The 21,918-nt window shown below is 53.8% G+C and carries 21 protein-coding genes; 7 read left to right on the top strand and 14 right to left on the bottom strand.

The features are described 5' to 3' along the window. Positions 1-19: 19 nt before the first annotated feature. Positions 20-1,204: an HD-GYP domain-containing protein gene (locus AYI87_RS13585; RefSeq protein ID WP_144202884.1), complete on the bottom strand. Its 1,185-nt coding sequence runs from the start codon at positions 1,202-1,204 to the stop codon at positions 20-22. A gap of 386 nt (positions 1,205-1,590) precedes the next feature. On the opposite strand from AYI87_RS13585, the gene AYI87_RS13580 reads away from it, so the two are divergent. From AYI87_RS13580 to xthA, 3 genes are read left to right on the top strand one after another with little or no spacing between them, the layout of a single operon-like run. Next, positions 1,591-2,136 carry a septation protein A gene (locus AYI87_RS13580; RefSeq protein ID WP_011866058.1) on the top strand — a complete coding sequence of 182 codons (546 nt, stop codon included), beginning with the start codon at positions 1,591-1,593 and terminating at the stop codon, positions 2,134-2,136. Continuing rightward, the gene (locus AYI87_RS13575) at positions 2,136-2,435 is read left to right on the top strand and encodes a YciI family protein (protein ID WP_011866059.1); all 300 of its coding nucleotides are present in this window, start codon (positions 2,136-2,138) and stop codon (positions 2,433-2,435) included. The genes AYI87_RS13580 and AYI87_RS13575 overlap by 1 nt, the downstream gene beginning before the upstream one ends. A gap of 23 nt (positions 2,436-2,458) precedes the next feature. Further along, a complete protein-coding gene (xthA, locus tag AYI87_RS13570) occupies positions 2,459-3,268 on the top strand; it encodes an exodeoxyribonuclease III (RefSeq protein ID WP_144202881.1) in 810 nt (269 codons plus the stop codon). A gap of 239 nt (positions 3,269-3,507) precedes the next feature. Here the strand turns inward: xthA and AYI87_RS13565 are convergent, their stop codons facing one another. The 7 genes from AYI87_RS13565 to AYI87_RS13535 all read right to left on the bottom strand — a co-directional run bounded on the left by AYI87_RS13565 (position 3,508) and on the right by AYI87_RS13535 (position 11,372). After that, on the bottom strand, positions 3,508-4,956 hold the full coding sequence (locus AYI87_RS13565; protein WP_144202878.1) for a methyl-accepting chemotaxis protein: 1,449 nt from the start codon (positions 4,954-4,956) through the stop codon (positions 3,508-3,510). A gap of 71 nt (positions 4,957-5,027) precedes the next feature. Next, a complete protein-coding gene (locus tag AYI87_RS13560; RefSeq protein ID WP_144202875.1) occupies positions 5,028-5,522 on the bottom strand; it encodes a DUF1097 domain-containing protein in 495 nt (164 codons plus the stop codon). Positions 5,523-5,756: 234 nt separating this feature from the next. Further along, the gene (locus AYI87_RS13555) at positions 5,757-8,000 is read right to left on the bottom strand and encodes a xanthine dehydrogenase family protein molybdopterin-binding subunit (protein WP_144202872.1); all 2,244 of its coding nucleotides are present in this window, start codon (positions 7,998-8,000) and stop codon (positions 5,757-5,759) included. Continuing rightward, a complete protein-coding gene (locus AYI87_RS13550; protein ID WP_144202869.1) occupies positions 7,997-8,503 on the bottom strand; it encodes a (2Fe-2S)-binding protein in 507 nt (168 codons plus the stop codon). Before AYI87_RS13550 ends, AYI87_RS13555 begins: the two co-directional genes overlap by 4 nt. A 198-nt stretch (positions 8,504-8,701) precedes the next feature. Continuing rightward, entirely contained in the window at positions 8,702-9,430 is a 729-nt protein-coding gene (locus AYI87_RS13545; protein WP_186300628.1) for an NTP transferase domain-containing protein, read from the bottom strand. Then, on the bottom strand, positions 9,427-10,551 hold the full coding sequence (locus tag AYI87_RS13540) for an XdhC family protein (protein ID WP_144202863.1): 1,125 nt from the start codon (positions 10,549-10,551) through the stop codon (positions 9,427-9,429). Before AYI87_RS13540 ends, AYI87_RS13545 begins: the two co-directional genes overlap by 4 nt. 176 nt (positions 10,552-10,727) lie before the next feature. After that, positions 10,728-11,372 (bottom strand): MBL fold metallo-hydrolase, encoded by a 645-nt coding sequence (locus AYI87_RS13535; protein WP_144202860.1) that lies wholly within the window; start codon positions 11,370-11,372, stop codon positions 10,728-10,730. A gap of 186 nt (positions 11,373-11,558) precedes the next feature. Here AYI87_RS13535 and AYI87_RS13530 point away from each other — a divergent pair, with 186 nt between their 5' ends. From AYI87_RS13530 to AYI87_RS13510, 4 genes are all read left to right on the top strand, one after another. Further along, positions 11,559-12,848: an alpha/beta fold hydrolase gene (locus AYI87_RS13530; RefSeq protein WP_144202857.1), complete on the top strand. Its 1,290-nt coding sequence runs from the start codon at positions 11,559-11,561 to the stop codon at positions 12,846-12,848. A gap of 726 nt (positions 12,849-13,574) precedes the next feature. Beyond that, complete coding sequence (locus AYI87_RS13525) at positions 13,575-14,003, top strand: hypothetical protein (RefSeq protein ID WP_144202854.1); 429 nt, start codon at positions 13,575-13,577, stop codon at positions 14,001-14,003. Continuing rightward, the gene (locus AYI87_RS13520) at positions 13,993-14,445 is read left to right on the top strand and encodes a hypothetical protein (protein ID WP_144202851.1); all 453 of its coding nucleotides are present in this window, start codon (positions 13,993-13,995) and stop codon (positions 14,443-14,445) included. The genes AYI87_RS13525 and AYI87_RS13520 overlap by 11 nt, the downstream gene beginning before the upstream one ends. A gap of 189 nt (positions 14,446-14,634) precedes the next feature. Further along, a complete protein-coding gene (locus tag AYI87_RS13510; protein WP_144202848.1) occupies positions 14,635-15,234 on the top strand; it encodes a hypothetical protein in 600 nt (199 codons plus the stop codon). A 688-nt stretch (positions 15,235-15,922) separates the two neighbouring features. On the opposite strand, the gene AYI87_RS13505 is transcribed toward AYI87_RS13510, so the two are convergent. The 6 genes from AYI87_RS13505 to hutH form a co-directional block, all read right to left on the bottom strand. Then, entirely contained in the window at positions 15,923-16,798 is an 876-nt protein-coding gene (locus AYI87_RS13505) for a DODA-type extradiol aromatic ring-opening family dioxygenase (RefSeq protein WP_260865143.1), read from the bottom strand. 44 nt (positions 16,799-16,842) lie between these two features. Further along, positions 16,843-17,817: a glutathione S-transferase family protein gene (locus tag AYI87_RS13500; RefSeq protein ID WP_144202846.1), complete on the bottom strand. Its 975-nt coding sequence runs from the start codon at positions 17,815-17,817 to the stop codon at positions 16,843-16,845. 78 nt (positions 17,818-17,895) lie between these two features. Then, a complete protein-coding gene (locus tag AYI87_RS13495; RefSeq protein ID WP_144202843.1) occupies positions 17,896-18,336 on the bottom strand; it encodes a DoxX family protein in 441 nt (146 codons plus the stop codon). A gap of 316 nt (positions 18,337-18,652) precedes the next feature. Further along, positions 18,653-19,561, bottom strand: coding sequence for a LysR family transcriptional regulator (locus AYI87_RS13490; protein WP_144202840.1), 909 nt, complete (start codon positions 19,559-19,561; stop codon positions 18,653-18,655). Between the two features lie 220 nt (positions 19,562-19,781). Further along, on the bottom strand, positions 19,782-20,162 hold the full coding sequence (locus tag AYI87_RS13485) for a cytochrome c3 family protein (protein WP_144202838.1): 381 nt from the start codon (positions 20,160-20,162) through the stop codon (positions 19,782-19,784). A 67-nt stretch (positions 20,163-20,229) separates the two neighbouring features. Beyond that, on the bottom strand, positions 20,230-21,888 hold the full coding sequence (gene hutH / locus AYI87_RS13480; RefSeq protein WP_186300627.1) for a histidine ammonia-lyase: 1,659 nt from the start codon (positions 21,886-21,888) through the stop codon (positions 20,230-20,232). Between the last annotated feature and the right edge of the window lie 30 nt (positions 21,889-21,918).

The raw sequence follows: 21,918 nt of genomic DNA, 5'->3' as shown, positions 1-21,918 counted from the left end.
GCGCTCGTCCAAAAAAGCGCTAGCCCTCGTGGGAGAGAAACTCGATGATCTCATCCATGTCGAGGTCGAAATCATCGGCGCGCACATTCTTGACTATGATGTCGTCACGCATCGCCGCAAGATCGATATTGGCGGAGATCTCGAAATGATTGGGATTCAGGCTATAGAAGGGCTTCACCTTGGGGCGGATAGGGTCTTGATGATTATGACTCTCGACGATCGCCAGACGGTTAGATTCCAGCTGCACCAGAGAGCCCACGGGATAGACCCCCATGCACTTGATAAAATGATCCACCAACTCGGCATCCAGCTCGTTATTCTCCCCCAGGGCGCGCAGTATGCTAAAGGCCTTCACCTGAGGATAACCTGCCTTATAACAGCGATTGGCGGTCAAGGCGTCGAAAATGTCACAGATTGCGATCATCCGGCCAAAACGGGAGATCGCCTCGGCGCTGACGCCAAAGGGATAACCCTTGCCGTTGAGCTTCTCATGGTGAAGCCTGGCGACCTCAAGGCTCAGCGGGCTGATGTTGGGTGTATTCTCTATGATGCGGATAGAGTGATTGGCATGGGTCTTCATCACCTCAAACTCCTCGGTCGTCAACCGACCCGGCTTATCGAGAATGCTTGGGGGGATCATGATCTTACCAACATCGTGTAGGAAGGCGCCGATCGCCAGCTCACGCACTATCGCTTTATCTATCTTGAGATAGCAGGCAAAAATCGTCATCAGCACAGAGACGGCCACTGAGTGTTCCAGCAGATATTGGTCTTTATGGCGTATGTTGATCACGCAGGCCAGCGCATCGGGATTATCGAATATCGCCTCGATTGACTGATCCGTGACCTGTCTTACCGGCTCCAACGTCAGGGGCACGCCAGCTTGGGCATCGTCAAACAGGCGTCTCTGTATCGCCTTAGACTCGTTGAACAGCTGCTTGGCCTGGCTCAGTCGCTGTTTAAACAGTCCAGGCGTTTTTGTTAGCTGGGCGGCTTGTTTAACCTTGGCAGGCTCACTAGGCTGTGGGCGTCGCTTGCTGCTGTCGACTAACAGCTTCTCAATGCCTTTACGCTTAAAGCCATCGATCACCTGCTGTTTAGTGATCCATCCCTGCTCCGCCAGTTGAAACTTGTTCTTGGGCTGAGTGATCTCAACCACATACATGCCAACGGCCAGTTCAGAAACATCCAGTTCCACTTTCATATGTTGTACGCCTGCCCCCAGGAGGAAATTCGCTGCTTGCTCTGAGACGCCAAGGTTTTCAAAAACCTACTTGGCATCATCTGCAAAAATGTAACACAAGCTTAAACAAAAAACTGCGCCTCAATAGCTTCAAGATTTGAGACAAATCAAAAATCTCACCAATAATCATTAACATACAAACAACAATCGTGCATTAAGACTAGCCTGACTGCGCAAAAGAGCAACAGCCAGGTCACTTAATTATCAAACACCAGGTGTGCGCTACCCCAGATTAAGGGAATTTCATCCCAATTGCGCCGCTTTCACCGCGCCCCAACGTTTGCCCCACTCAAGAGGCATGTTACACTGCCAGCCATCTTTATCCCTTGTTTGGTGAACTAGCCTACATGAAACAACTGCTCGACTTTTTACCTCTGGTGATCTTTTTCGCCGTCTATAAATTTTTCGACATCTATATCGCCAGCGGCGCCCTGATCGTGGCCACCGCACTGCAGTTGGTAGTCACCTATCTGCTCTATAAGAAGATAGAGAAGATGCACCTGATCACCTTCGCCATGGTGAGCTTCTTCGGCACCCTCACCTTGGTCTTTCACGACGATGCCTTTATCAAATGGAAGGTCACTGTGGTCTACGCCCTGTTCGCCCTGGCGCTGGCCCTGAGCCAATATCTGAAGAAGCCGATCCTCAAAGGGATGCTGGGTAAGGAGCTTATCGTCGCCGACAAGATCTGGTCGCGGGTCACCTGGTATTGGGTCACCTTCTTCCTCGCCTGTGGCCTGGTTAACATCTATGTCGCCTTTAACCTGTCTCAGGAAACCTGGGTCAATTTCAAGGTGTTTGGCCTCACGGCCCTGACACTGATCAACACAGTGATCACTGTGGTATACCTCTACAAACACATGCCTGAAGAACATAAAAAGGAACTCAAATAATGTGGTACATGATCTCATCTCAAGATGTTGAAAACAGCTTAGAAAAACGCCTTCAAGCCCGTCCTGACCACCTGGCACGCCTGCAGGAGCTCTCTGACGAGGGTCGCCTGATGATCGCAGGTCCACACCCGGCTATCGACAGCGACAACCCAGGTGAAGCCGGCTTCACTGGCTCTCTGGTGGTTGCCGAGTTCGACTCATTGGAAGCGGCGCAGGCCTGGGCAGACCAAGACCCATACGTGGCCGCCGGCGTCTACCAAAGCGTCATCGTAAAACCCTTTAAGCGCGTACTCCCTTAACCAAAATAGTAGGAAGCAAGCACTTGAAAATTGTTTCATTTAACATCAATGGTCTCAGAGCCAGACTGCACCAGCTACAGGCGCTGATCGACAGCCATAGCCCGGATATCATAGGCCTGCAGGAGACCAAGGTTCACGACGAGGCCTTCCCCCTTGCCGAGGTCGAGGCCATGGGCTATCGGGTGCACTACCATGGTGGCAAGGCCCACTATGGCGTCGCCATGCTCTCCAAACTGCCACCGGTCAAGGTGCAGAAAGGTTTCCCCACTGATGATGACGAAGCCCAGCGCCGAATGATCATGGGCACCTTTACCCAAGCCAACGGTCGTCAACTGACGGTGCTCAACGGTTACTTCCCCCAGGGCGAGAACATCAGCCATGAAACCAAGTACCCGGCCAAGCGCAAGTTCTACCAGGACCTGATGCACTATCTACAGCAGCACCATAGTCCAGATGAAGATATCGCCATCATAGGCGACATCAACATCTCGCCAATCGATTTGGATATCGGCATAGGTGAAGTCAACGCCAAGCGTTGGTTAAAGACGGGTAAATGTAGCTTCCAGCCCGAAGAACGTCAGTGGCTACAGACGCTGCTGGATTGGGGATTAGTCGACACCTTCCGTCAGCTGCATCCAACACGCTCTGAGCGTTACTCCTGGTTCGACTATCGCAGCAAGGGCTTCGACGATAACCGCGGCCTGCGCATCGACGTGATCCTGGCAACGCCGTCACTGGCTGAGCGTCTGATCGAATCTGACGTAGACTATGATCTGCGCGGTATCGACAAGCCATCCGATCATGCGCCCATCTGGAGCTGCTTCAAAGACTAATACCAATCACGGTAAATAAGTGATCAGAAATAGCACAGGAAAAACGGTCGAGAACAAGGCAGTATTTTTCGATAAGTAGTTATTCTACAATCAAAAATAGTAACGCCGTTATCGGAGGTTTTAACCAGCTAGCATGATAAATTATTTACTACGATTGGTATCATTAGTTGATGGATCGAAAAAGGCGCCGAGGGCGCCTTTTTTATTGAGTCACTTTTATAGACTATTGATTCATCTAGCTACTGCAAACGGTATTGCGACAAAATCCCATCCAGCTCAGTGGAAGACTGCTGCAGCTCGCTGGCCAAGACCACAGAACGCTCGGCGGTCTCCTTGATGGTCTGCGACTGGTCACGGATCTCATTGAGCTGCGAGGCGATATCCCGCGCCGATACACTCTGCTCTTCTGCCGAGGCGGCGATCTGCGAGCTCATGTCGAACACCTGATCGATAGAATCGGCCATGGTATCCACATCGCTGCCCACTGACTCTATGGCCGCGCGGCCAAGTTCGGCCTGCTCGACGATCTCATGGGTAATATCCGCCAGCTGACCCGAGCCCGACTGCAGCCCCTCGATCATCGACTGTATCTCCACCGTCGCCTGCTGGGTGCGTCCCGCCAGGGTACGAACCTCGTCGGCCACCACGGCAAAGCCACGGCCCTGCTCACCGGCACGCGCCGCCTCGATGGCCGCATTCAGCGCCAGCAGATTGGTCTGCTCGGAAATACCGTTGATGGTGGTCACCACGGCGCCAATCTCTGTGGCGTTGCCCGACAGCTGATCCACCGCGCTGGAGGCCGCATCTATCTGGCCAGTCAACTGACCGATACGACGCACCGCCTCGGCGATACGCTGTTTGCTGTCGGCCGCGGCCGTCGCATTATGCTTGGTATGATCTGAGGTGTTGGCCGCGTTATGAGACACCTCTTCGATGGCGGCGGTCATCTGATCCATCGCCACGGCGACGGTATCGAGAAACTGATGTTGGAACTGCGCCAGCTCATCATTCTGTTTCGCCTGCAGATTAAACTCATCGGAGGCATTGGCGAGCGTTCTGGCGTTGTTGCCTATGGCCTTGACCATCTCGCTCATGTTGTCCGCGTTTCGGTCGATCTCCCGGGCGATAAGACTGAAGTCATCCTTACCGAAGAAATTGAGTCTGAAGGAGAGATCGCCATCGGCTAAGCGCTTGATAGCGATATACATGTCCCACAGGCCGCCGCCCAGGGAGGTGGAGATCCAATAACTTAGCTGATACAGCGGATAGAGGGCGATAAGGGCGACCCACAGCATCCACCAGGCATCGCTCTTGCCTTCGGCCTCCCAGGCGGTCACCTCCTGACTCAGCTGCAGATATTGACCGGCGACCGGCGCGCTGGCGGTCACGTTATCGCCGCGGCGCGACTGCTCATCGCGAGATGCCAGCGTCAGGCCATTATCCTGGGCAAAACGCACCAGCGCCTCACCACTTAAGCCCATCTGGCTCGCCACCTTGGCATAGGCATCGACGCTCGCCTGTACCCGGGCCGCCGAACCGGCGTGAAGTTGGTTGTTGGCGGCATTAAGGTTCAACAAGGCGATGGTCAGGGTAATGGCCGTCACCATAGAGCAGACCACCCAAAATTTACCGTTAAGACTGAGTTTGATCAGCAAGGCATCTATCTTTCTAAACTGGATAGCTTTCATGGAAACCCACTTGTTTATCAGGCTAAATTGACAATTTCTTTCGACCTACAGAATCAAGTTAAGCACAATTTTTATTGTTGAGCCTTGATTAGACGTAACTTTATGGCAGGTATGGTCTTGGCGGTAAAAGCCACCATCTGCCCCGTTAGGAGTGTCATGGCATAACCCAACAGCGCACCTATCACGAGTGGCGGCAGTATGCTTGCCATATCGCCACCCAGGGCGAAGGTAATGCAGCAGCCGATGAAGGCCCCGGGAATAAAGGCGAGTCTTTGATAGCTGGCTTGCAGGCACATCAGGCTGGTAACGATACCCGTCAGCAGATAACCCACAAGCGGCGTATCGAAATAGCTACCACCCGAGATCACCACCCAGGCCCAGAACACACCGGAGAGATTAGTGAACCAAGTCATTAACACCCCTTGAAAACCCGCTTTTGGCTGAGCGAAGAAAGTGCTACACGCGAGAAAGCCAACCCAAGTGACTAAGTGAAATGCATCGGCGACCCCAGCCCAAACGGCAGCAAGTAGCCCTGCAGATAATGCGACCTGCATACGATTTTCCATGTATGACCCCTCATTACATTGGAATATTATTTTTGGTTAAATTACTCCAAATTGAATGACAAAAACAGGATCTAGGCCAAATAAACCGGATTAAATGTTATTAAATTGAAAAACCGGCACCATTTGTAGTAAAAGAACAAAACTTAACGCAACAAAGGCATAAGCGTGGTGATAAAAAAGCCAGTCGATATAACGACTGGCTCTAATGGTCTACAGCCTATCTATGGATAGCGACTAGATCTTGAAATGATCGCTCAGGGGCAGATCGCGAATACGCGTGCCACTGGCCGCAAAGATGGCGTTGACGATACTGGGCGCGATGGGCGGCACACCCGGCTCGCCCACCCCGGCGGGCGGCGCCATAGATGGCACCAAGATGGTCTCTATCTCGGGGCATTGACTCAGGCGCAGCAGCGGATAGTCATGAAAGTTAGACTGCTCTACCCGTCCATCCTTAAAGCTAATGCGCCCCATCAGGGCGATGCTCAGGCCAAACATCACGGCGCCTTCGAGCTGAGAGGCCACCCGGTCGGGGTTGACCAGGGTGCCGGCGTCGATGGCGATAACCGTCTTAAGCACCTTAAGCTGCTTATCCTGAGTCACCTCCACCAGGCTCGCCGCGGCCACATAGGCGGTAAAGCTGCGGTGCACCGCAAAGCCCCACCCCTGGCCTGCTTCAGGCTTAGCCATCTGCTTCACCTTCTGCTCCACCGCTGAGATCACCCCCTTATAACGGGCGGTGTCCACAGGGTGACGCTCTAACGTCTCGCCATAGTTGCCATAGTTGAACTGCTGATCGCTAAAGGTCTCCTGCCTGTCCTTACCCAGCAGCTCGCGCCACATGGTAAAGGTATCCAGGCCGCGTTTGCTCGCCAGCTCATCAACAAACACCCCTATGCCGAAGCCATGCTGAATGTTGCATACCGAGCGCATCCAGCCGATACGGGTATGGGCGCTGGCTTTTACCGACTCACAGCGCAAGCTGTCGACGGCCAGTGGCACATCCACGAAGCCCAGATCCAGCTCAGAGGCGCTGGGTTCATCCACACCCTCGGCGAAGGTGGAGCTGATGCTGGGGAAGCCGGTGCGCTGCAATATGGCCTCGACTGCATTGTCGTTGACTCTGGCCTTGAAATACTGGGCGCTGATGGCATGCAGGTAACCATTTTGCAGCTCATCTTCCCGGCTCCAGCACACCTTGACCGGCCGCCCGGTTTTTTGGGACAGCAGCGCCGCCTCGACGCAGAAATCTGGCTTAGACTTGCGACCAAAGCCGCCCCCCAGCAGAGTCACATGCACTGTCACCTGCTCGGCCTTCAGCCCCAAGGCTGCGGCAACTGTGCCCTGGGCACTCTGAGGCGTCTGGGTCGATGCCCAGATCTCGGCGCCCTTATCGGTCACGCTGGCGGCCGCCGCCGGCGGCTCCATCATGGCGTGGGCCAGATAGGGCACGCTGTAGACCGCCTCTATGGTCTTATCCGCCGGCCAGCTCTGGCTCTGCTCGCCCTGCTGTCTCACCGCCTTACCAGGCTTTTGCACCGAGCGCTTCAACTCCGCAAGATAGGCGCTGGAATCGTGCCCGTCGTTTGGTGAGTCGCTCCAGACGATGTTAAGCGCCTTACGCCCCTGGGCCGCACTCCAGGAGTTAGTAGCCAGCACAGCCACGCCGCCCAGGGGCTGAAAGCTTGGCGCGCCCTGATGTCCCGGCAGGGTAATAATATCCACCACACCAGCGACGGCGCGGGCCGCCTTATCATCGAGCTTGTCCACCTTGCTGCCGAGCACCGGCGGGCGCACTATGCTGGCATAGAGCATGTTTTCCAGTTGAATGTCGTAACCATACTCGGCGCTGCCATCTAATATCGCCTCCATATCCACTATGGTGTGGCCCTTACCGATATGGGTGTAGGCCTTGGCTGACTTGAGCTTAAGGCTGGTCACCTCGGGCAGTGGCAGCTTGGCGGCTGCCATGGCCAGCTCACCGAAGCTGAGGCTGCGGCCGGAGGCCGAGTGAGTGACCTTGTTATCGGCCGTGCTCAGCTCGGCTACCGGCACCTTGAGACGTTCGGCGGCGGCCTGCTCCAGCATGGTTCGGGCCATGGCGCCCATCTCACGCATCTTGTCGAACCCCTTGCGTATGCTGCGGGAGCCATCGGTGTTTTGACTGCCGTAGCGTTTGTCGGCCAGCCCCTGCACCACCACGACCTTGTCCCAGTCCGCGCCCAGCTCGTCCGCCAGCACCTGAGGGATGCCGGTGCGGATCCCCTGCCCCATCTCGGAGCGGTGACAAGTGAGATAGACCCTGTCATCCTCGCCGATGGCAATAAACAGGTTAAGGCGCGCCTCGCCGTTTTGGGCCAGCGCCATCGGGCTCCAGGCTAGGCCACTTGCTCCCAGGGCCAGACCGCCACCGGCGGCGCCGAACAGCTTTAATACGTCCCGGCGACTGAAATTTTGTACCGCGCTGAACTGACTCATGCCTCGACCTCCCTTTCGCTCACATCCCTTTCGCTCAGATCAAGCTGAGCCGCTGTGCCGCTCGCCTGTTTGATCGCCGCCTTGATGCGGGTATAGGTGCCGCAGCGACAGAGGTTGCCCACCATGGCCTCCTCTATCTGGGCATCGTTTGGCTGAGGATATTGGCTCAGCAGCGCCGCTGCAGACATGAGTTGCCCCGCCTGACAGTAGCCGCACTGGGGCACATTATTGTCACGCCAGGCCTGCTTGAGGCCATCGGCCGCCAGCCCCTCTATCGTGGTGACCTGCTTGCCCTGTACCTGCTTTAAGCTGGTCAGACAGGCCCTGGCGGGCTCGCCATCGACATGTATGGTGCAGGCGCCACAGAGGCCGGCGCCGCAGCCATATTTGGTGCCCGTCAGCCCCAGGAGATCCCTGATGGCCCAGAGCACGGGCATATTGGGATCGGCATCTAAGGTGTAATCTTTTCCGTTTATCTTGAGTCCAAGTTTTGATTGGGACATCAGTTTCTCCTTGTTGACCAATAGGCTATGGTTAACGGCCTTGCTTTAATTTGAATAGTTTTAATTTGAACAGCTTGTTTTGATTTAGCTTTTAATCTGAACAGCTTATTTTGTTTTCGCTTTTATTTGATTTAGCTTTGCTTGGTTTAACTTTTATCGACTTAGCGAGTATCTGGTTAATTTGAGTCGGTTGTGTCATTAGGCGCCCGCCTTGCTCCTCGCCAGGTACGCCATTAGCTGAGATCGGGTATCGATATCGACGCTGGCATCCTCCATCGCCATGGCGATGAGACTGCCCTCCTGGTAACGCCGGGACAAGAGGACCTTGGCGCCGCGATCGCCGCTCAGGTTAGACAGCGCCTCATAATCGTCGAAATGAAACAGCGCCGGCGCCCCCAGAGTTAACTCATAATAGGCACAAACCCGGGTGTTTGCCCGGGCGCGGGCGCGAAACAGCCCGAGGTAATCATCAGCCCCCAGTAGCAGCTGATCCCCAAGGGCAATCAATAGCGTCTCGGCCCGTTGCGCCCTAGCCTCCTTTGCCGCCGCCGCGATGGAGTGACCAAGCCCCCCTTGCCAGTCTGGGTTATGCACTAGCTTGGCCGATGGCGGCAAGCAGTCTGCCACCGCCTCATGGTGGGCGCCGGTGATCACACAAAGGCTCGCGCCCAATCTGGCTGCCACCTCGCTGAGCGCATGAAATTGGTGACCTATCAGGGTCGTCGGGGTTTGGCTGGCAGCCTGATTCGACTCAACTGGTTTAGATTCTGCTGGAGCACTTGCTAGGTCATTCGCGATTAAGTCATCACTCGCCAAGTCATCATTTGTTAGGAACTGCGCCAGCTTCACGCCGCCGAAACGTCGGCTCTCCCCCGCCGCCAGCAGGGCGATCATCACCTTACCTTGAATACAGGTATCAGGCTTCACGCCATCACCTCTTTGAGGGCGACCCGCTTGGCGCCGTGCAGCACGCCGTGACATTCGGACAATATGGAGAGCGCGATCGAAGATGGCAGCTCGCCCCCTAACGCTAGGCCGGCCGGCGCAGAGAAATAGGCGCCAAAGCTTGCAACCTCTAGCCCGGCAAGGGCCAGCACCCTGTCACGTCTGTGGCCAGGGCCCAGTAGCGCCAGGTAGCTAAGCTCCCGGGCGTGTTGATGAATTTCCGCCAGAGCCTGGGCATCCAGCTCCAGGTTATGTTGCATCAAGATGGCGCCATCGAGACGAGTCCAGAAACTCTGTGGCAGCTCATTAATCGGTAGCTTGATGATGTTGGCGCCAACAAAGTCATACTCCCTGGCATAGCTGGTGCGACGGTCGACCACATCCACTCGCCAACCCAGCTGCTGGGCAATTTGACACACGGGCTGGGCATCCAGGCCGCCGCCGAAGATCGCGATGCGATGACGTTCACGCAGCGGAACGACTAAACTTGCAGACTTACCTTGCACCGACTCACATAGCACTGCCTCGCCTTGCGCAGACTCACCTGGCACTGACTGGCCCTGTAAGATGCCGGGACGGGGAAAGTCGCTCAGTTGCCAGCCCGCCTTGGCATCATCCAGGGCCTGCTGGCTGCACCACACCTGGGCGCCAACTGAATCCGAGGAGCCAGCGGTACTAGTAGAATCGAACGACAGCGAATCGTCGATGAGATCTAACTGATAATGGCATTGCCCCTGGCTGGCGAGCGAGGCCTTAAGCGCCTGAAAATGCAGATAGTGATTGGCTGCGCACAGGGGCACCAGCATGAGATGAACGAGTCCGCCACAGCCCAGCTGATAGCTGGCATCGGCCTCGTCGGTGGCATCGTAACAGACGCTGGCGGCCTGCCCCGTCTGGATCACCTTCTGGGCCCGGCGGCGCAGGTCGGCCTCCAGGCAGCCGCCGCTCACCAGGCCGACACTCTTACCCATACCGTGGATCAGCATCATGGCGCCCACCTTGCGATAGGCCGAGCCCTCCACATGGGTCACCACGGCCAGCACCCAATCATCTTGGGGCGCCGCCGACCAGGCGTTGAGCAGATCTTCGATGTGATGTGACATATCCCTGTGTCTCTTAGGCAAAATTAAGGACTAATGCCTTAACCTAGCAGACACAGAAATAAAAAACAGACTCAAAGCGTTGCAAAAGATTTCACAATGAAAAAACGGCGATTCGAATGAACCGCCGTCTTAAAACAAGTATTTAGAATCCTGATTATCAAGATTAGTTAGTGAGATCAGTTCAGCAGTTGATCCGCCACGAAGGGGTTTTGCTGCCGCTCGGCGCCGAATGTCGAGATGGGGCCATGGCCGGGAATAAAGCTCACTTCACGCCCCAAAGGCCAGAGCACCTGAGTGATGGAATTTATCAGATCCGTATGACTCGACTGAGGAAAATCGGTACGGCCGATAGAGCCCTTAAACAGCACATCACCCACCCAGGCCAGCTTGTCGGCCGCACTGTAAAACACGATATGGCCCGGCGTATGCCCAGGGCAATGCAGCACTTCCAAGGACTGCTCGCCCACGATGACGCGATCGCCCGAAACAAGATACTGGGCCGGCTCGAAGGCAGCCACGGGCAGAAACCCAAAGTGCTTGCTCTGTTGCGGCAGGGTCTCCAGCCAGAAGGCATCGTCCTTATGGGGCCCAATGATGGGCACACCCGCCGCGTCGGCCAGAGCCTTGGCGCCGCCCACATGGTCGATATGGCCATGGGTGAGCAAGATCTTCTCCAGGGTCAGACCATGATGGGCCAACTGCTGCTGGATCCGCTCTATGTCGCCACCCGGGTCGACCACGGCCGCCTGTTTGGTTTTTTCACACCAGATGATGCTGCAATTTTGCTGAAATGGCGTCACAGGCACAATTTGATACTTCATCTTATTCTTTCCACTTTCATCCACCCCGGCATAGGTTAAATCATCGGGTTGGGATTCTCTAACGGCACTGACAAAAAGATTGATCTAGGATAACCTATCCGCGTCATTTAGTACCCTGTTGCCTGACATTAGCGCACATTTATTCATCAAAAAGCATTACCAACAAGAATCAATTAAAGGCTCATCATGTCCGACCTACAACGTCTCGCCGGCATCCATTGCCGCAAACACTTTTTTTCGCTGCCATTGGATCACCAATCCCCAGATGGCGAGTGCATCACTGTCTTCGCCCGGGAGTTAGTGGCGCCAGAACACATTGAGCACAATCTGCCTTATCTGGTCTACTTCCAGGGTGGTCCGGGCTTTGGCGCCATCAGACCCGCGGCAAACGGCGGCTGGATAAAGCGCGCCTTGCAGGAATATCGCGTCTTACTGCTGGATCAGCGTGGCACCGGCCTCTCGAGCCCGATCAACTATGCCTCACTGGCCCATCTGGACTCACAGGCCCAGGCCGATTACCTGAGCCATTTTCGCGCCGACAGCATCATCCAGGATGCCGAGCTTATCAGGGCGCAGCTCATAGGCGATGAGAAGTGGAGCATACTCGGTCAGAGCTTCGGCGGCTTCTGCGTGCTGAAATACCTAAACGATGCGCCCCATGGCCTGCATGAGGCCTATATCACGGGCGGCATCCCCTCGCTGACCCGCAGCGCCGATGAGGTCTATCAGGCCACCTACAAGCGGGTGCTGGCCAAGAACCAGGATTTCTTCGCCCGTTTCCCGGATGCGCAAGCCCTCGTTAAACGCCTGGCCAGCTACCTGCAAGAGAACGAGGTGCGCATCGCCACCGGCGAGCGTCTGACGGTGGAGATGCTGCAGCTTCTGGGGATCAACATCGGCATGGAGCAAGGCGGCGAGCCAGTCTATTACCTGCTGGAACAGGCCTTGATTGAAACGGCCAAGGGCACTCAGGTCAACCCGCTATTTTTGGCTCACTTCTGCCAGCTGCTGGACTTTAACACCAACCCCATCTTCGCTCTGCTACACGAGAGCATCTACTGTCAGCAAGAGGCCTCGAGCTGGGCGGCCCATAGGGTGAGACAGACCTATGACGAGTTTAACTACCAGACGGACAAGCCCTTCCTGTTTACCGGCGAGATGGTCTACCCCTGGTTCTTCGACCAGTTCACCAACCTCAAGCCGCTGAAACACGCGGCGCACCTGCTGGCCGACAAGGCCGACTGGCCCATGCTGTACGATCCCGCTAAGCTGGCCGACAACCAGGTGCCGGTCGCCGCGGCCATCTACAGCGAAGATATGTTTGTGGAGATGAATTACAGCCTGGAGACGGCGGCTCAGGTGGGTAACCTGAGGTACTGGCTCACCTCTGAATATGAGCATAATGGCATCCGTATGGATGGGGAGCATATTTTGGATAGGTTGATTGGGATTAATCGAGGGGAGCGACTTAGGTAAATCTGCTCGGGGGCGTATCGCTCGCCCCTTTTCCCCTGCTCTATCTCTTGCTCAATTCCTATTTCGTTCCAGCGATTCGTCCATCGAGGCTTTTTCATATTGTTAGCATGATTACTTTCGCCGTTGACGGGATTGGCGTTTGTTAAGGTGATTTGAAGATCGTACCTTCATGGCTGTTAATTGCCTGCGGCAGGCTTATGTGCAGATACGCCTGTGACACGCTGTGCGCCTTCCCTGGCCGCTCTGCGGTTTCATCCCTGAAACCGAAGGTCACTTGCGTATCTGCACTCGGTATCTAGCGTCTCTTCGATTTGGCTTCATCTGTTTGTCGTTGATACAAGCTATTATTTTTAAGGGAAAAAGCACATTAAAATGTGACGTGGCATGTTGAATGCCAACTACAAGATAGATTAAAGTATCATCAGTTAAGGACAGAGCTAGGCCAACTCGAATAAAACATCGACGACGCCATTCAGGGAATAAAAAAACCAACATGTACCAATCAATTCCCTCAAAAAGTTAACTCTGACCCCATTTATTACGACTTAACTTTAGGTAAACCCTCAGGCCGCAGGATGGCCTAAAAGTAGACCCAAGGGCATGGAATATGAACTCACGGATTGAGTAGTGTAAACCTCCTCTCTCCGAATTAAAGAACAAGTATTTACGCAAAACCTACAGCTTGTGAACCACGATCGTTAGGGCTCAGGAGGAAAACGGTGATTAATGAAAGATGAAATAATCTCGAATCAAGTGATAAATGAGTCGTTACAACTCTCACTAAATGTCAAAACCGAAGCAAAAATTAGCTCCACACAGGAAGATTTTGCTCTTTGTGAAGCGGATTACTTGCGATTGCGCGATGGAAAATCAAAGGGCATTGGGGTTGCATTGACGTTTTTTCTGACATCCATCGGTTTTGGTATTTCATTTATATCAAAATATGTTGCAAGTGTTGTAGGCAATGAGTTATTTGCCTATGAACCGTGGGAGTGGATTGCTCCAGTGATTGCAGGGAGTGCTTCTTTAGTCATTTATTTATTTTACGCTGCAATTCCAAATGAACACAAAAAAGTCATGAAAGCCATCGAATCACACTTTAAATCAGCGCCACGTAGACGTCATGTAGTAGAGGTCGAAAACAATGAAAACTGAAGTAACTCTGCCAGACGGATACGTGCCATTTGGATTACTCAAAGTATGCTCAAATACTCTAAAAAATGGGCGCATTCCTATTTCTATATCTGGCGATCAACCTTTTCTAGTGGGCAGAGGTAAAAAACCGCGTGTTTGGGTTAATCAACTTGCACTTAATGAGGTTGGTAAAACAAAGCCATTAGTTCGGGACAACTTGACTTTGCATCCTCAAATTAGTGTCGATGAGCTTGACAATGAGGTCGTCATCAAGGCGGATAATGAAGTTCTAATCCATGTCGTGAAAGTAACGGATGATGAAGCTCATATTATTAAACTAGATCTGCGTACCATAGGTATTCAAATATACGGAGACCAATCAGAATTACACGTTGTCAATCAAACTCTAAGTAACAATGAGTTTGTGAATGTTGATTGTATGATTGGTGTGAACGTGGGCTAGTGAGCCCATACAAACTGTTCAAGATTGATTCGCAACGCGTGACATTTTTACTATGCGTTGCGTTTGGTGTTTAAAATCGTAGGCCGTGGTATCGGTATTACGTTGCTCTCACCTTAACAGTGGTTACGCGCTAGCTCTGAAGTTTATTAAAAATTTTAAATTATTAGCTTTTATAGATAAGAGTTTATTATGGAAGGAAAAATACAATTAGCTCTACTCATTATTTCTCTTATGGAAAGAGCTATGGAGGAAATTTCCCAGAAGCCTGAATTGAGAGATTCTATTCTCGATGGCGCACAAAATATCGATGATTGGCTTCAAGAAAAGCTAGGCAAAGTTAGTAGGCCTTCAACAGCAAAAAGTGTCACATTAGCTATTGATACATCTGTTGTAAGAGATCAGGATACTATTTGCTCCATTATTGCTGTTATTACTACTCTTTATGCGACTAGAAAAGTTACGAGGGGCGCTCATGTCGGTGGTACATTGAGAAAACACTTCGGAGAGGATGTTTTTCCACATATTGATGAGAGAGAGCTAAGATTCGCCAAACCTGTAAATGAAAAGGTTTACAATCATGTCTTGGAAAGTGTCAGTGAATCATTTCTTGATATCATGAAAGAATACGACTTCAAGAAATACAGTGATTTTTCAAACGTTGATTCCGGCTACAGAACCTGGGCAGCGACATCATATATAGGAACTCATGGTCTAGCTAAAGCTTTGTTGGATTATGGACCAAATATTCTAAGTATTCTTAAAACCTTCCTGAATTTTAAAAGCACATAACGCAGCTTTCCTGCAGACGCCGTCTGAAGTAAGGTTGCGTTAGCTTGCAATGCCATCACAAGGAAAGTTTGTGCATTTATACGATAGACAAAAAGATTCATTTGATTGATGGCAGAAGCGTGTAATTGAACTAGAGTCAAAACAACTGGGATATGTCGGATCAAAGTAGACTTTACTTGATTACCATATTTTTCCTCAGCCTCCCTCAGCTTTAGATTCCTTGCTCTATCGCATTTCTGTCCAAGAGTATTTTTAAGGCTAGGCTGTGCAATAACGTCAAATCGAAGAGACGATAGATACTGGTGTAAACACATTTGTGACCTTCCTATGTATGGCCAAAAATGTTCCCGACATTTTTGGCATTCCCTCCTTCCGTGGAGGTCAGATGCCGAGGTAGAGCTCACAGGGAAGTGCTCGAACACCATCCATGTCTAATGGCCAGTTCGGCATCCATGCCTCTCGTTCGAATGCACGAAGCTAGGCTTCACTCACCGTGTCACAAATGTGTTTGCACATAAGCCTGCCGCAGGCAATTCAAAACCATGAAGGTCAAGGCTACCATCAGCGAAGTAAAAACCTATGCCACTAAAGGTTACAATCTAAAAAGCCAATACCTTTATTCGACGGTCTACTTGTTTTTGTCCAAAAATGAGTTATGTCGCGTAAGACACCTCTACCGCGCTGATAGTTACTCGAGCCAGGCGTAGGTGTCGAGGGCGAGGATTTGTAGTTCGACGCTTTGGTGGAGTCGTAGTGGTGGCTTGGTGGCCTCATTAACTCCGTCGTCCTGCCCTGCACCTAGGGCGACGTAGAAGGGCATCAGGTGTTCTATGCTGGGGTGGTTGAACCTGGCGTGTGGGGCCTGGCGCTCGACATCCAGCAGCGCGGGCAGATCCCCTTGGGCAAGCTTATCGGCGATCCAATTAACGAAGCTCTGCATCTTCTCTACCTTTTGCGGGTCGCCGGGGCGGCGAAACAGCTCGCCCAGGTTGTGGCTGATGCCGCCCGACCCCAGCACCAATACGCCGTCAGTGCGCAGAGATTTTATCGCCTGTCCCAGGCGGTAGTGATAGCTGGCGCCCTGGCGGCTGTCGATAGAGACCAGCACCAAGGGGATATCCGCCTCGGGATAGAGACGGCAGAGCGGCGTCCAGAGGCCGTGATCCCAGCCAAGCTTGTCATCTAACTCGGCGTCAAACCCCGCGGTTTGCAGAAGATCCGCGACCTCGGCGGCCAGCTTGGGCGCGCCAGGGGCGGGATAGTTGACTCGATAAAGGGCGTCGGGAAAGCCGTAGAAGTCGTGCACTGTACGCGGGGCATCGTTTGAGGTGATACGCACCTTGCTGCTCATATCCGTGTGGGCCGAGAACACCAATATCGCCTTGGGCCTTGGCAGCACCTGACCCAGCTCGGCAAGAAATGCGGCGTTGTCGCTGTCATCCAGGGCCAACATGGGCGAGCCGTGGGAGACAAACAGGCTCGGCATGAGCCCGGCACTGGTAGCAGCCTTTAGCCGCTCACTCACCTCAGGGGAGATCTGTATTAAGCTCTTACTTGCACTCATATTTGTACTCATATTTGTGCTCACTTTTAAACTCTTTACTGAACTCATAAGCTAGCCTGAGGGCCGACAGGCACTATGCCTGTTGGATTCAGCGCCTTGATCGAGTAGTAACCCTGCTTGATATGCTCTATGTTGACCGTGGCTGCGATGCCATCGAGGGCATAGATGCGCTGCAGATAGGCCTGTAGCTGCGGTTTCTGGACGATCAGCTCACGGTTACACTTGAACAGGCCGTAGTAGGCGACATCGAAGCGCACTAGGGTCACGAAGGCGCGAATATCTGACTCGGTCAGCTGCTCGCCGAGCAAGTAGGGGCGACCATCGCTCAGGGTCTGCTCCAGCTCATCGAGCAGGCCAAAGACGCCTTGGTAGGCCTCTTCGTAGGCAAACTGACTGGTGGCAAAGCCCGCCTTGTAGACGCCATTATTTAACTCGTGATAGAGACGCTCATTCAGGCTATCGATAGCTTGATGCAGCCCCTGTGGATAGAGGTCCAATGCCGGATTTAATGCCGAGTCGGTAAGGTGATCGAAGGCGGTGTTTAACATGCGTATGATGTCTGCCGACTCGTTATTCACTATCACCTGGCGCTGCTTATCCCAGAGCACGGGCACGGTCGCCCTGCCGGTAAAGTGCGGATCCACCTGGGTATAGAGCTGATGCAGATACTTGTGGCCATTGAGAATGTCGCTGTCACCAGCTACCTTGCTATCCTGCGCGCCGCCAAACTGCCAGCCCTGCTCCGAAAGCACGGGGTTGACCACGCTGACGCTGATATGCTCGCTAAGGCCCTTGAGCGCCCGCACCATCAGGGTACGTGAGGCCCAGGGGCAGATATAGGCGACATAGAGATGATAGCGGCCAGACTCCGCCTTAAAACCGCCCTCACCCGTAGGACCAGCCTCGCCTGTCGGCGTTATCCAGTTGCGAAAGCTAGAGATCTGACGCACGAAACGCCCCTCATCATCCTTCGCCTGCACCGGCTGCCAATCTCCATTCCAACGACCATCGACTAACATCTGCTTCTCCTTCTAAACCCTTAACAGGATGCAGGGCATAGTCTCCTACACCCGCCCCTACCGTAAAATTGGCTAACCTTAGAGACGACCGGTCAGTAGCTTGTCGATTGAGTAGCGTCCACCGCCCTGCACCGCCAGAGATAGCGAGGCCGCCAGCAATATCAAGGCAAACTCGTAGCCGTTGTTAGAGACAAACAGGCCGTTGCCCACGTGCAGCGTCATGGCCACCGCCATGGTGAAGGCGGTCAGCGCGGCGGCAGGGCGAGTCAGCAGACCCAGTGCCAGTGCCAGACCACCGAAGAACTCGGCGCTACCGGCCAGCAGAGCCATCAGGTAACCGGGTTCGAAGCCGACGCTGGCCATCCACTGCCCTGTGCCTTCCAGGCCATAGCCGCCGAACCAGCCGAACAGCTTCTGGGCGCCGTGGGCGGCAAAGATGAGTCCTAGGGGTAGACGCAGTACCAAGGGGGCCAGTCCTGCATCGCTGTTAAGTAGTTTGATTAACGTTTGCTTGTTCATAGTAATCTCCTCAAAGATGTTTGGTTTGCAGCCTTTGGCCTTTGACTTTGATTAGGTAAAAGTCATTAGCCATTCGCTGCCGATGAGGTAAATGTAGCTCTCAACGTTAAATTGATAAACATCACTATGATTTAATGATTAACAACAAAATGGCGACAATAAGCCTAGATGGCAGATGGGCTCACGTCTTTAAGCTTTAGTCTTGGGGCATTAGTTTTAAGGCGCGAAAAGAGTGACTACCACCAAGGCAAGAACAGTGAGGACGGGAGTAAGGTTAGCCAGTCTATAAAAGAGCTGGCTCATGAATAAGAGCCAGCTAGTCGTCTATCTCATCCCAGTAAGGGGTCTTGCCATAGTATTGGCTCAGTGCATCGACGAAACAGCGCACCTTGCTGGCGAGAAACTTACGGTGGACATAGACGGCGTACAGGCCGAAGGGCTCTGGCGTGTAGTCGGTGAGGATCGCTTTGAGCTTACCACTACGCAGGGCCTTGCTCACCAAGAAGGTGGGCTGCACCACTATGCCACGACCGGCGATGGCGGCCTCCACCAGCATGTCGCCGTTATTACAAGCCAGGTCGCTTGGGATCTTCAGCGCCGAGAAGTGCTCGCCGAAACGACCGAATGCCGCGCCCAGATCCGAGTAGCTAAAGTGCAGATAGTTGTGATGGATAAGATCCGCCGGGGTCTTGGGCTCACCGCGCTCGGCCAGATACTCGGGAGAGGCGCAGACAACCAGCTTGATCGGGGTGAGCTTCTTGGCGATAAGCGAGGAGCTTGAGAGCAGGCCGATGCGCAGCGCCACATCGACGCCATCCTCCAAGAGATCCACCTTCTTGTCCGTCAGGGTGATATCCAGCCTGACATCCGGGTGTTGCTGCTGAAACTGCACCAGGGCGCTCGGCAGATGATGAATACCGAAAGACATGGGGGCGCTGACCTTAAGCAGACCTGAGGCTGTCTCGCTGAGGTTGGTCAGGGCGTTGTCCATCTCCTCGATATCGATAAGCACCTGCTGACAACGCTCGAAGTAGGCCCTGCCCGCCTCGGTCACATTAACCCGCCGCGTGGTGCGATTGAGCAGACGCACCTTGAGATGCTCCTCGAGTTGGGACACATACTTGCTGACCAGTTGCGAGGAGAGCCCTAGCCTGTCTGCCGCCTTGGTGAAGGAGCCCTCCTGCACCACGGCGGTAAAGGCCTTCATGGTATCGATTCTATCCAAGATAAGCTCCCCTATTCGTTCTTAATTAGTCGCCAAATTAGTCATCAGATGTTGATAATCAAAGACAAAGTAGCCTATTTACTAGAATAACTGAAGGTAATAGCGGGAAAATTGCGGGGAAGAGACAAAGAAAAAAGCAGAGAAAAAGGCCACAGCAGCGGGAGCGTGCGCTGTGGCCCTTGTCCCCAGACTCGGCACTGGGCGCCCTAGCCGAACTTGGCTAACGTTTCATCTTAGGGTACTTAAACTCATGACACTGGTTACAGTACACCTTGCTCTCCTTGTGCTCCTGGTGACAGTAGGTACAAGGAAGATCGCTGCCATAGTGCAGGCTGTCGTGGGGATTCGGCTCAACGCTGTGGCCTGCCCCCTCGGGGCGCTTAGTCAGCTCGGCCATCTCGGCCGCCGTGCCGTGACAAGACTCACAGGCACTCATCTTAGGTATGCTCTTGCGTTTCGCCTCACCATGACAGGCGCTGCACTCGATCTTGCCCTGCTCGTTGGTCATGATCTCTTGGTGATAATCTTTTAACTTCATGGCCTGTGCACCCGGCGCGCTCAGTAGCGCCGCCAAACAGAGGGCCGATAATACTCTTAACATCTTGAATCCTTATTGTGGGGCGACCAGCGCCCCAGCTAATAACTTGCTTAGGCTAACGCCCAATCCATCAGTACTTGACGATGAAGTCGTGTGACGCCTGAATGTCTGGCGTGAACGGACGGTCAAGCTCGACGAATGGCACCTGCTGACGATACGCCTGGTACATGGCCTGAGTCGCCTTACCTAGTTTAAGGTCGGCGTTGGCCGCCTTGCGCAGGTCGATCGCCTGAGTCGAGTGCAACAACTCCAGGCCATACATGGTGTTGATGTTGTCGACGATCTGGATCAGGTTATCGCTCGCCAGCTTAAGGTTGGTGAAGGTGTCTTCGATGTTACCGGCGATCTGAATGCCGTCGAATGACACTGGCGTCGCCAACATCTTGTTACGCACCTGCATGTCCACGAAGGTCTTCTGGATGGCGCCGAAGGCGTGACCATTGTTACCCGGCGCGCTCAAAAAGCGTGGCAGATGGGTAAAGTGATCGTCCGACAGGTGAATGGTGCGCATGGCGCTGTTGTGAGACACATGGGTCAGAGCCACACTCAATTGCTGCACCGCCAGGGCCACAGGGAGCGGTTCGAAGTTAGTGGTTGGGAACACACCGCCCTTGCCTTCGACCAGGTACTTGGCCACCTGAGAGTTTTCGGCGTACTGCTTGCTCGCGCCCAGGATCACCCCAGGGTTGTCATCTGAGTGGTTGATCTGAATGTCGATCACCTGGCCCAGATCAGACAGCGCCTTCTGGGCACTCGCCAGGGTATAGGCGGTGGTGCGGTAGCTCAGCGGGTCTTGCAGCGGACGCTCGCTGTTGAGATCCCACAGGTAACTACCAGAAAGTGAGCCTAAGATATCCTCAGTGGTCGCCTTCAGATAAGGGAAAGGACGAATATCATTGGTCTGTGGCAGGAATGGCGCCACGTTACCGTTTAGCCCTTCCAGGCTCAGGCCAAACACGGTTGGCGAGACCTGCAGCAGATGCTCGGCGTCCTGATAACCTTGCATGGCGTAGGCCACGGCGACCGAGTTGTTCGACAAAATAGAGAGCGCATCTTTGCCGATAGGCTTAAGCGGCTTGACGCCCGCCTTGCTCATCGCATCGACACTGCTCATGCGCTTGCCTTGATAGAACACATCCCACTCGCCGATCATCGCAAGGCCCACGTGGGATGCCAGCAAAATGTCCGCCTCGCCTACTGTGCCCAGCGATGGAATGACAGGCGTGATCCCCTGGTTCAGGTAGGCCTTATAGATCTCGGCCACATAGGGCTGCACGCCGGTGTGACCAGACAAGATGGTATTGAGGCGTACCGCCAGAGCCACACGGGTGAGTCTCACCGGCATCGGCTCGCCAACGCCCGCGCTGTGTGCTCTTAGGGTGCTGTAGTTAAAGGATTTAGAGGCCGCCATCACCTCGGCGCTTAGCTCGCCATTGGCATCGAACAGCTTGTGGTCCTTGTTCAGGCCAACGCCTACTGTGAGACCATACACAGGCTTACCCAGTCGCGCCGCTTCCATCAGCAGATCGTGAGCCTTCACCAAAGCGGAGGCCGCCTGAGGCGCGATATCCACCTTAGCGCCATCGGCGATCGCCCAGGCCTGGGCCTGAGTCAGATGCTGACCGTCGAGCACCACGGTATCGCTTGCCATAGCGGCGCCAGAGGTCATCGCCAGGGCACTGGTGGCCAGGGCTGTAGTTGCCAACAGAGTATTTACTTTTTTCATCATCAATTCCTTAATATTTTTCTCGGCTGCACA

Origin of the sequence: Shewanella sp. KCT, assembly GCF_007636505.1 — a bacterium.
Lineage (GTDB): Bacteria > Pseudomonadota > Gammaproteobacteria > Enterobacterales > Shewanellaceae > Shewanella > Shewanella halotolerans.
Note: the sequence above shows the minus strand (reverse complement) of the source record. Positions and strands in the feature narration are given on the sequence as shown.

Excerpts from the sequence above, each read along its gene's own strand:
- AYI87_RS13585 (WP_144202884.1), bottom strand. The coding sequence starts at position 1,204 with ATGAAAGTGGAACTGGATGTTTCTGAACTGGCCGTTGGCATGTATGTG.
- AYI87_RS13580 (WP_011866058.1), top strand. The coding sequence starts at position 1,591 with ATGAAACAACTGCTCGACTTTTTACCTCTGGTGATCTTTTTCGCCGTC.
- AYI87_RS13575 (WP_011866059.1), top strand. The coding sequence starts at position 2,136 with ATGTGGTACATGATCTCATCTCAAGATGTTGAAAACAGCTTAGAAAAA.
- AYI87_RS13565 (WP_144202878.1), bottom strand. The coding sequence starts at position 4,956 with ATGAAAGCTATCCAGTTTAGAAAGATAGATGCCTTGCTGATCAAACTC.
- AYI87_RS13560 (WP_144202875.1), bottom strand. The coding sequence starts at position 5,522 with ATGGAAAATCGTATGCAGGTCGCATTATCTGCAGGGCTACTTGCTGCC.
- AYI87_RS13555 (WP_144202872.1), bottom strand. The coding sequence starts at position 8,000 with ATGAGTCAGTTCAGCGCGGTACAAAATTTCAGTCGCCGGGACGTATTA.
- AYI87_RS13550 (WP_144202869.1), bottom strand. The coding sequence starts at position 8,503 with ATGTCCCAATCAAAACTTGGACTCAAGATAAACGGAAAAGATTACACC.
- AYI87_RS13540 (WP_144202863.1), bottom strand. The coding sequence starts at position 10,551 with ATGTCACATCACATCGAAGATCTGCTCAACGCCTGGTCGGCGGCGCCC.
- AYI87_RS13535 (WP_144202860.1), bottom strand. The coding sequence starts at position 11,372 with ATGAAGTATCAAATTGTGCCTGTGACGCCATTTCAGCAAAATTGCAGC.
- AYI87_RS13530 (WP_144202857.1), top strand. The coding sequence starts at position 11,559 with ATGTCCGACCTACAACGTCTCGCCGGCATCCATTGCCGCAAACACTTT.
- AYI87_RS13525 (WP_144202854.1), top strand. The coding sequence starts at position 13,575 with ATGAAAGATGAAATAATCTCGAATCAAGTGATAAATGAGTCGTTACAA.
- AYI87_RS13520 (WP_144202851.1), top strand. The coding sequence starts at position 13,993 with ATGAAAACTGAAGTAACTCTGCCAGACGGATACGTGCCATTTGGATTA.
- AYI87_RS13510 (WP_144202848.1), top strand. The coding sequence starts at position 14,635 with ATGGAAGGAAAAATACAATTAGCTCTACTCATTATTTCTCTTATGGAA.
- AYI87_RS13505 (WP_260865143.1), bottom strand. The coding sequence starts at position 16,798 with ATGAGTGCAAGTAAGAGCTTAATACAGATCTCCCCTGAGGTGAGTGAG.
- AYI87_RS13500 (WP_144202846.1), bottom strand. The coding sequence starts at position 17,817 with ATGTTAGTCGATGGTCGTTGGAATGGAGATTGGCAGCCGGTGCAGGCG.
- AYI87_RS13495 (WP_144202843.1), bottom strand. The coding sequence starts at position 18,336 with ATGAACAAGCAAACGTTAATCAAACTACTTAACAGCGATGCAGGACTG.
- AYI87_RS13485 (WP_144202838.1), bottom strand. The coding sequence starts at position 20,162 with ATGTTAAGAGTATTATCGGCCCTCTGTTTGGCGGCGCTACTGAGCGCG.
- hutH (WP_186300627.1), bottom strand. The coding sequence starts at position 21,888 with ATGATGAAAAAAGTAAATACTCTGTTGGCAACTACAGCCCTGGCCACC.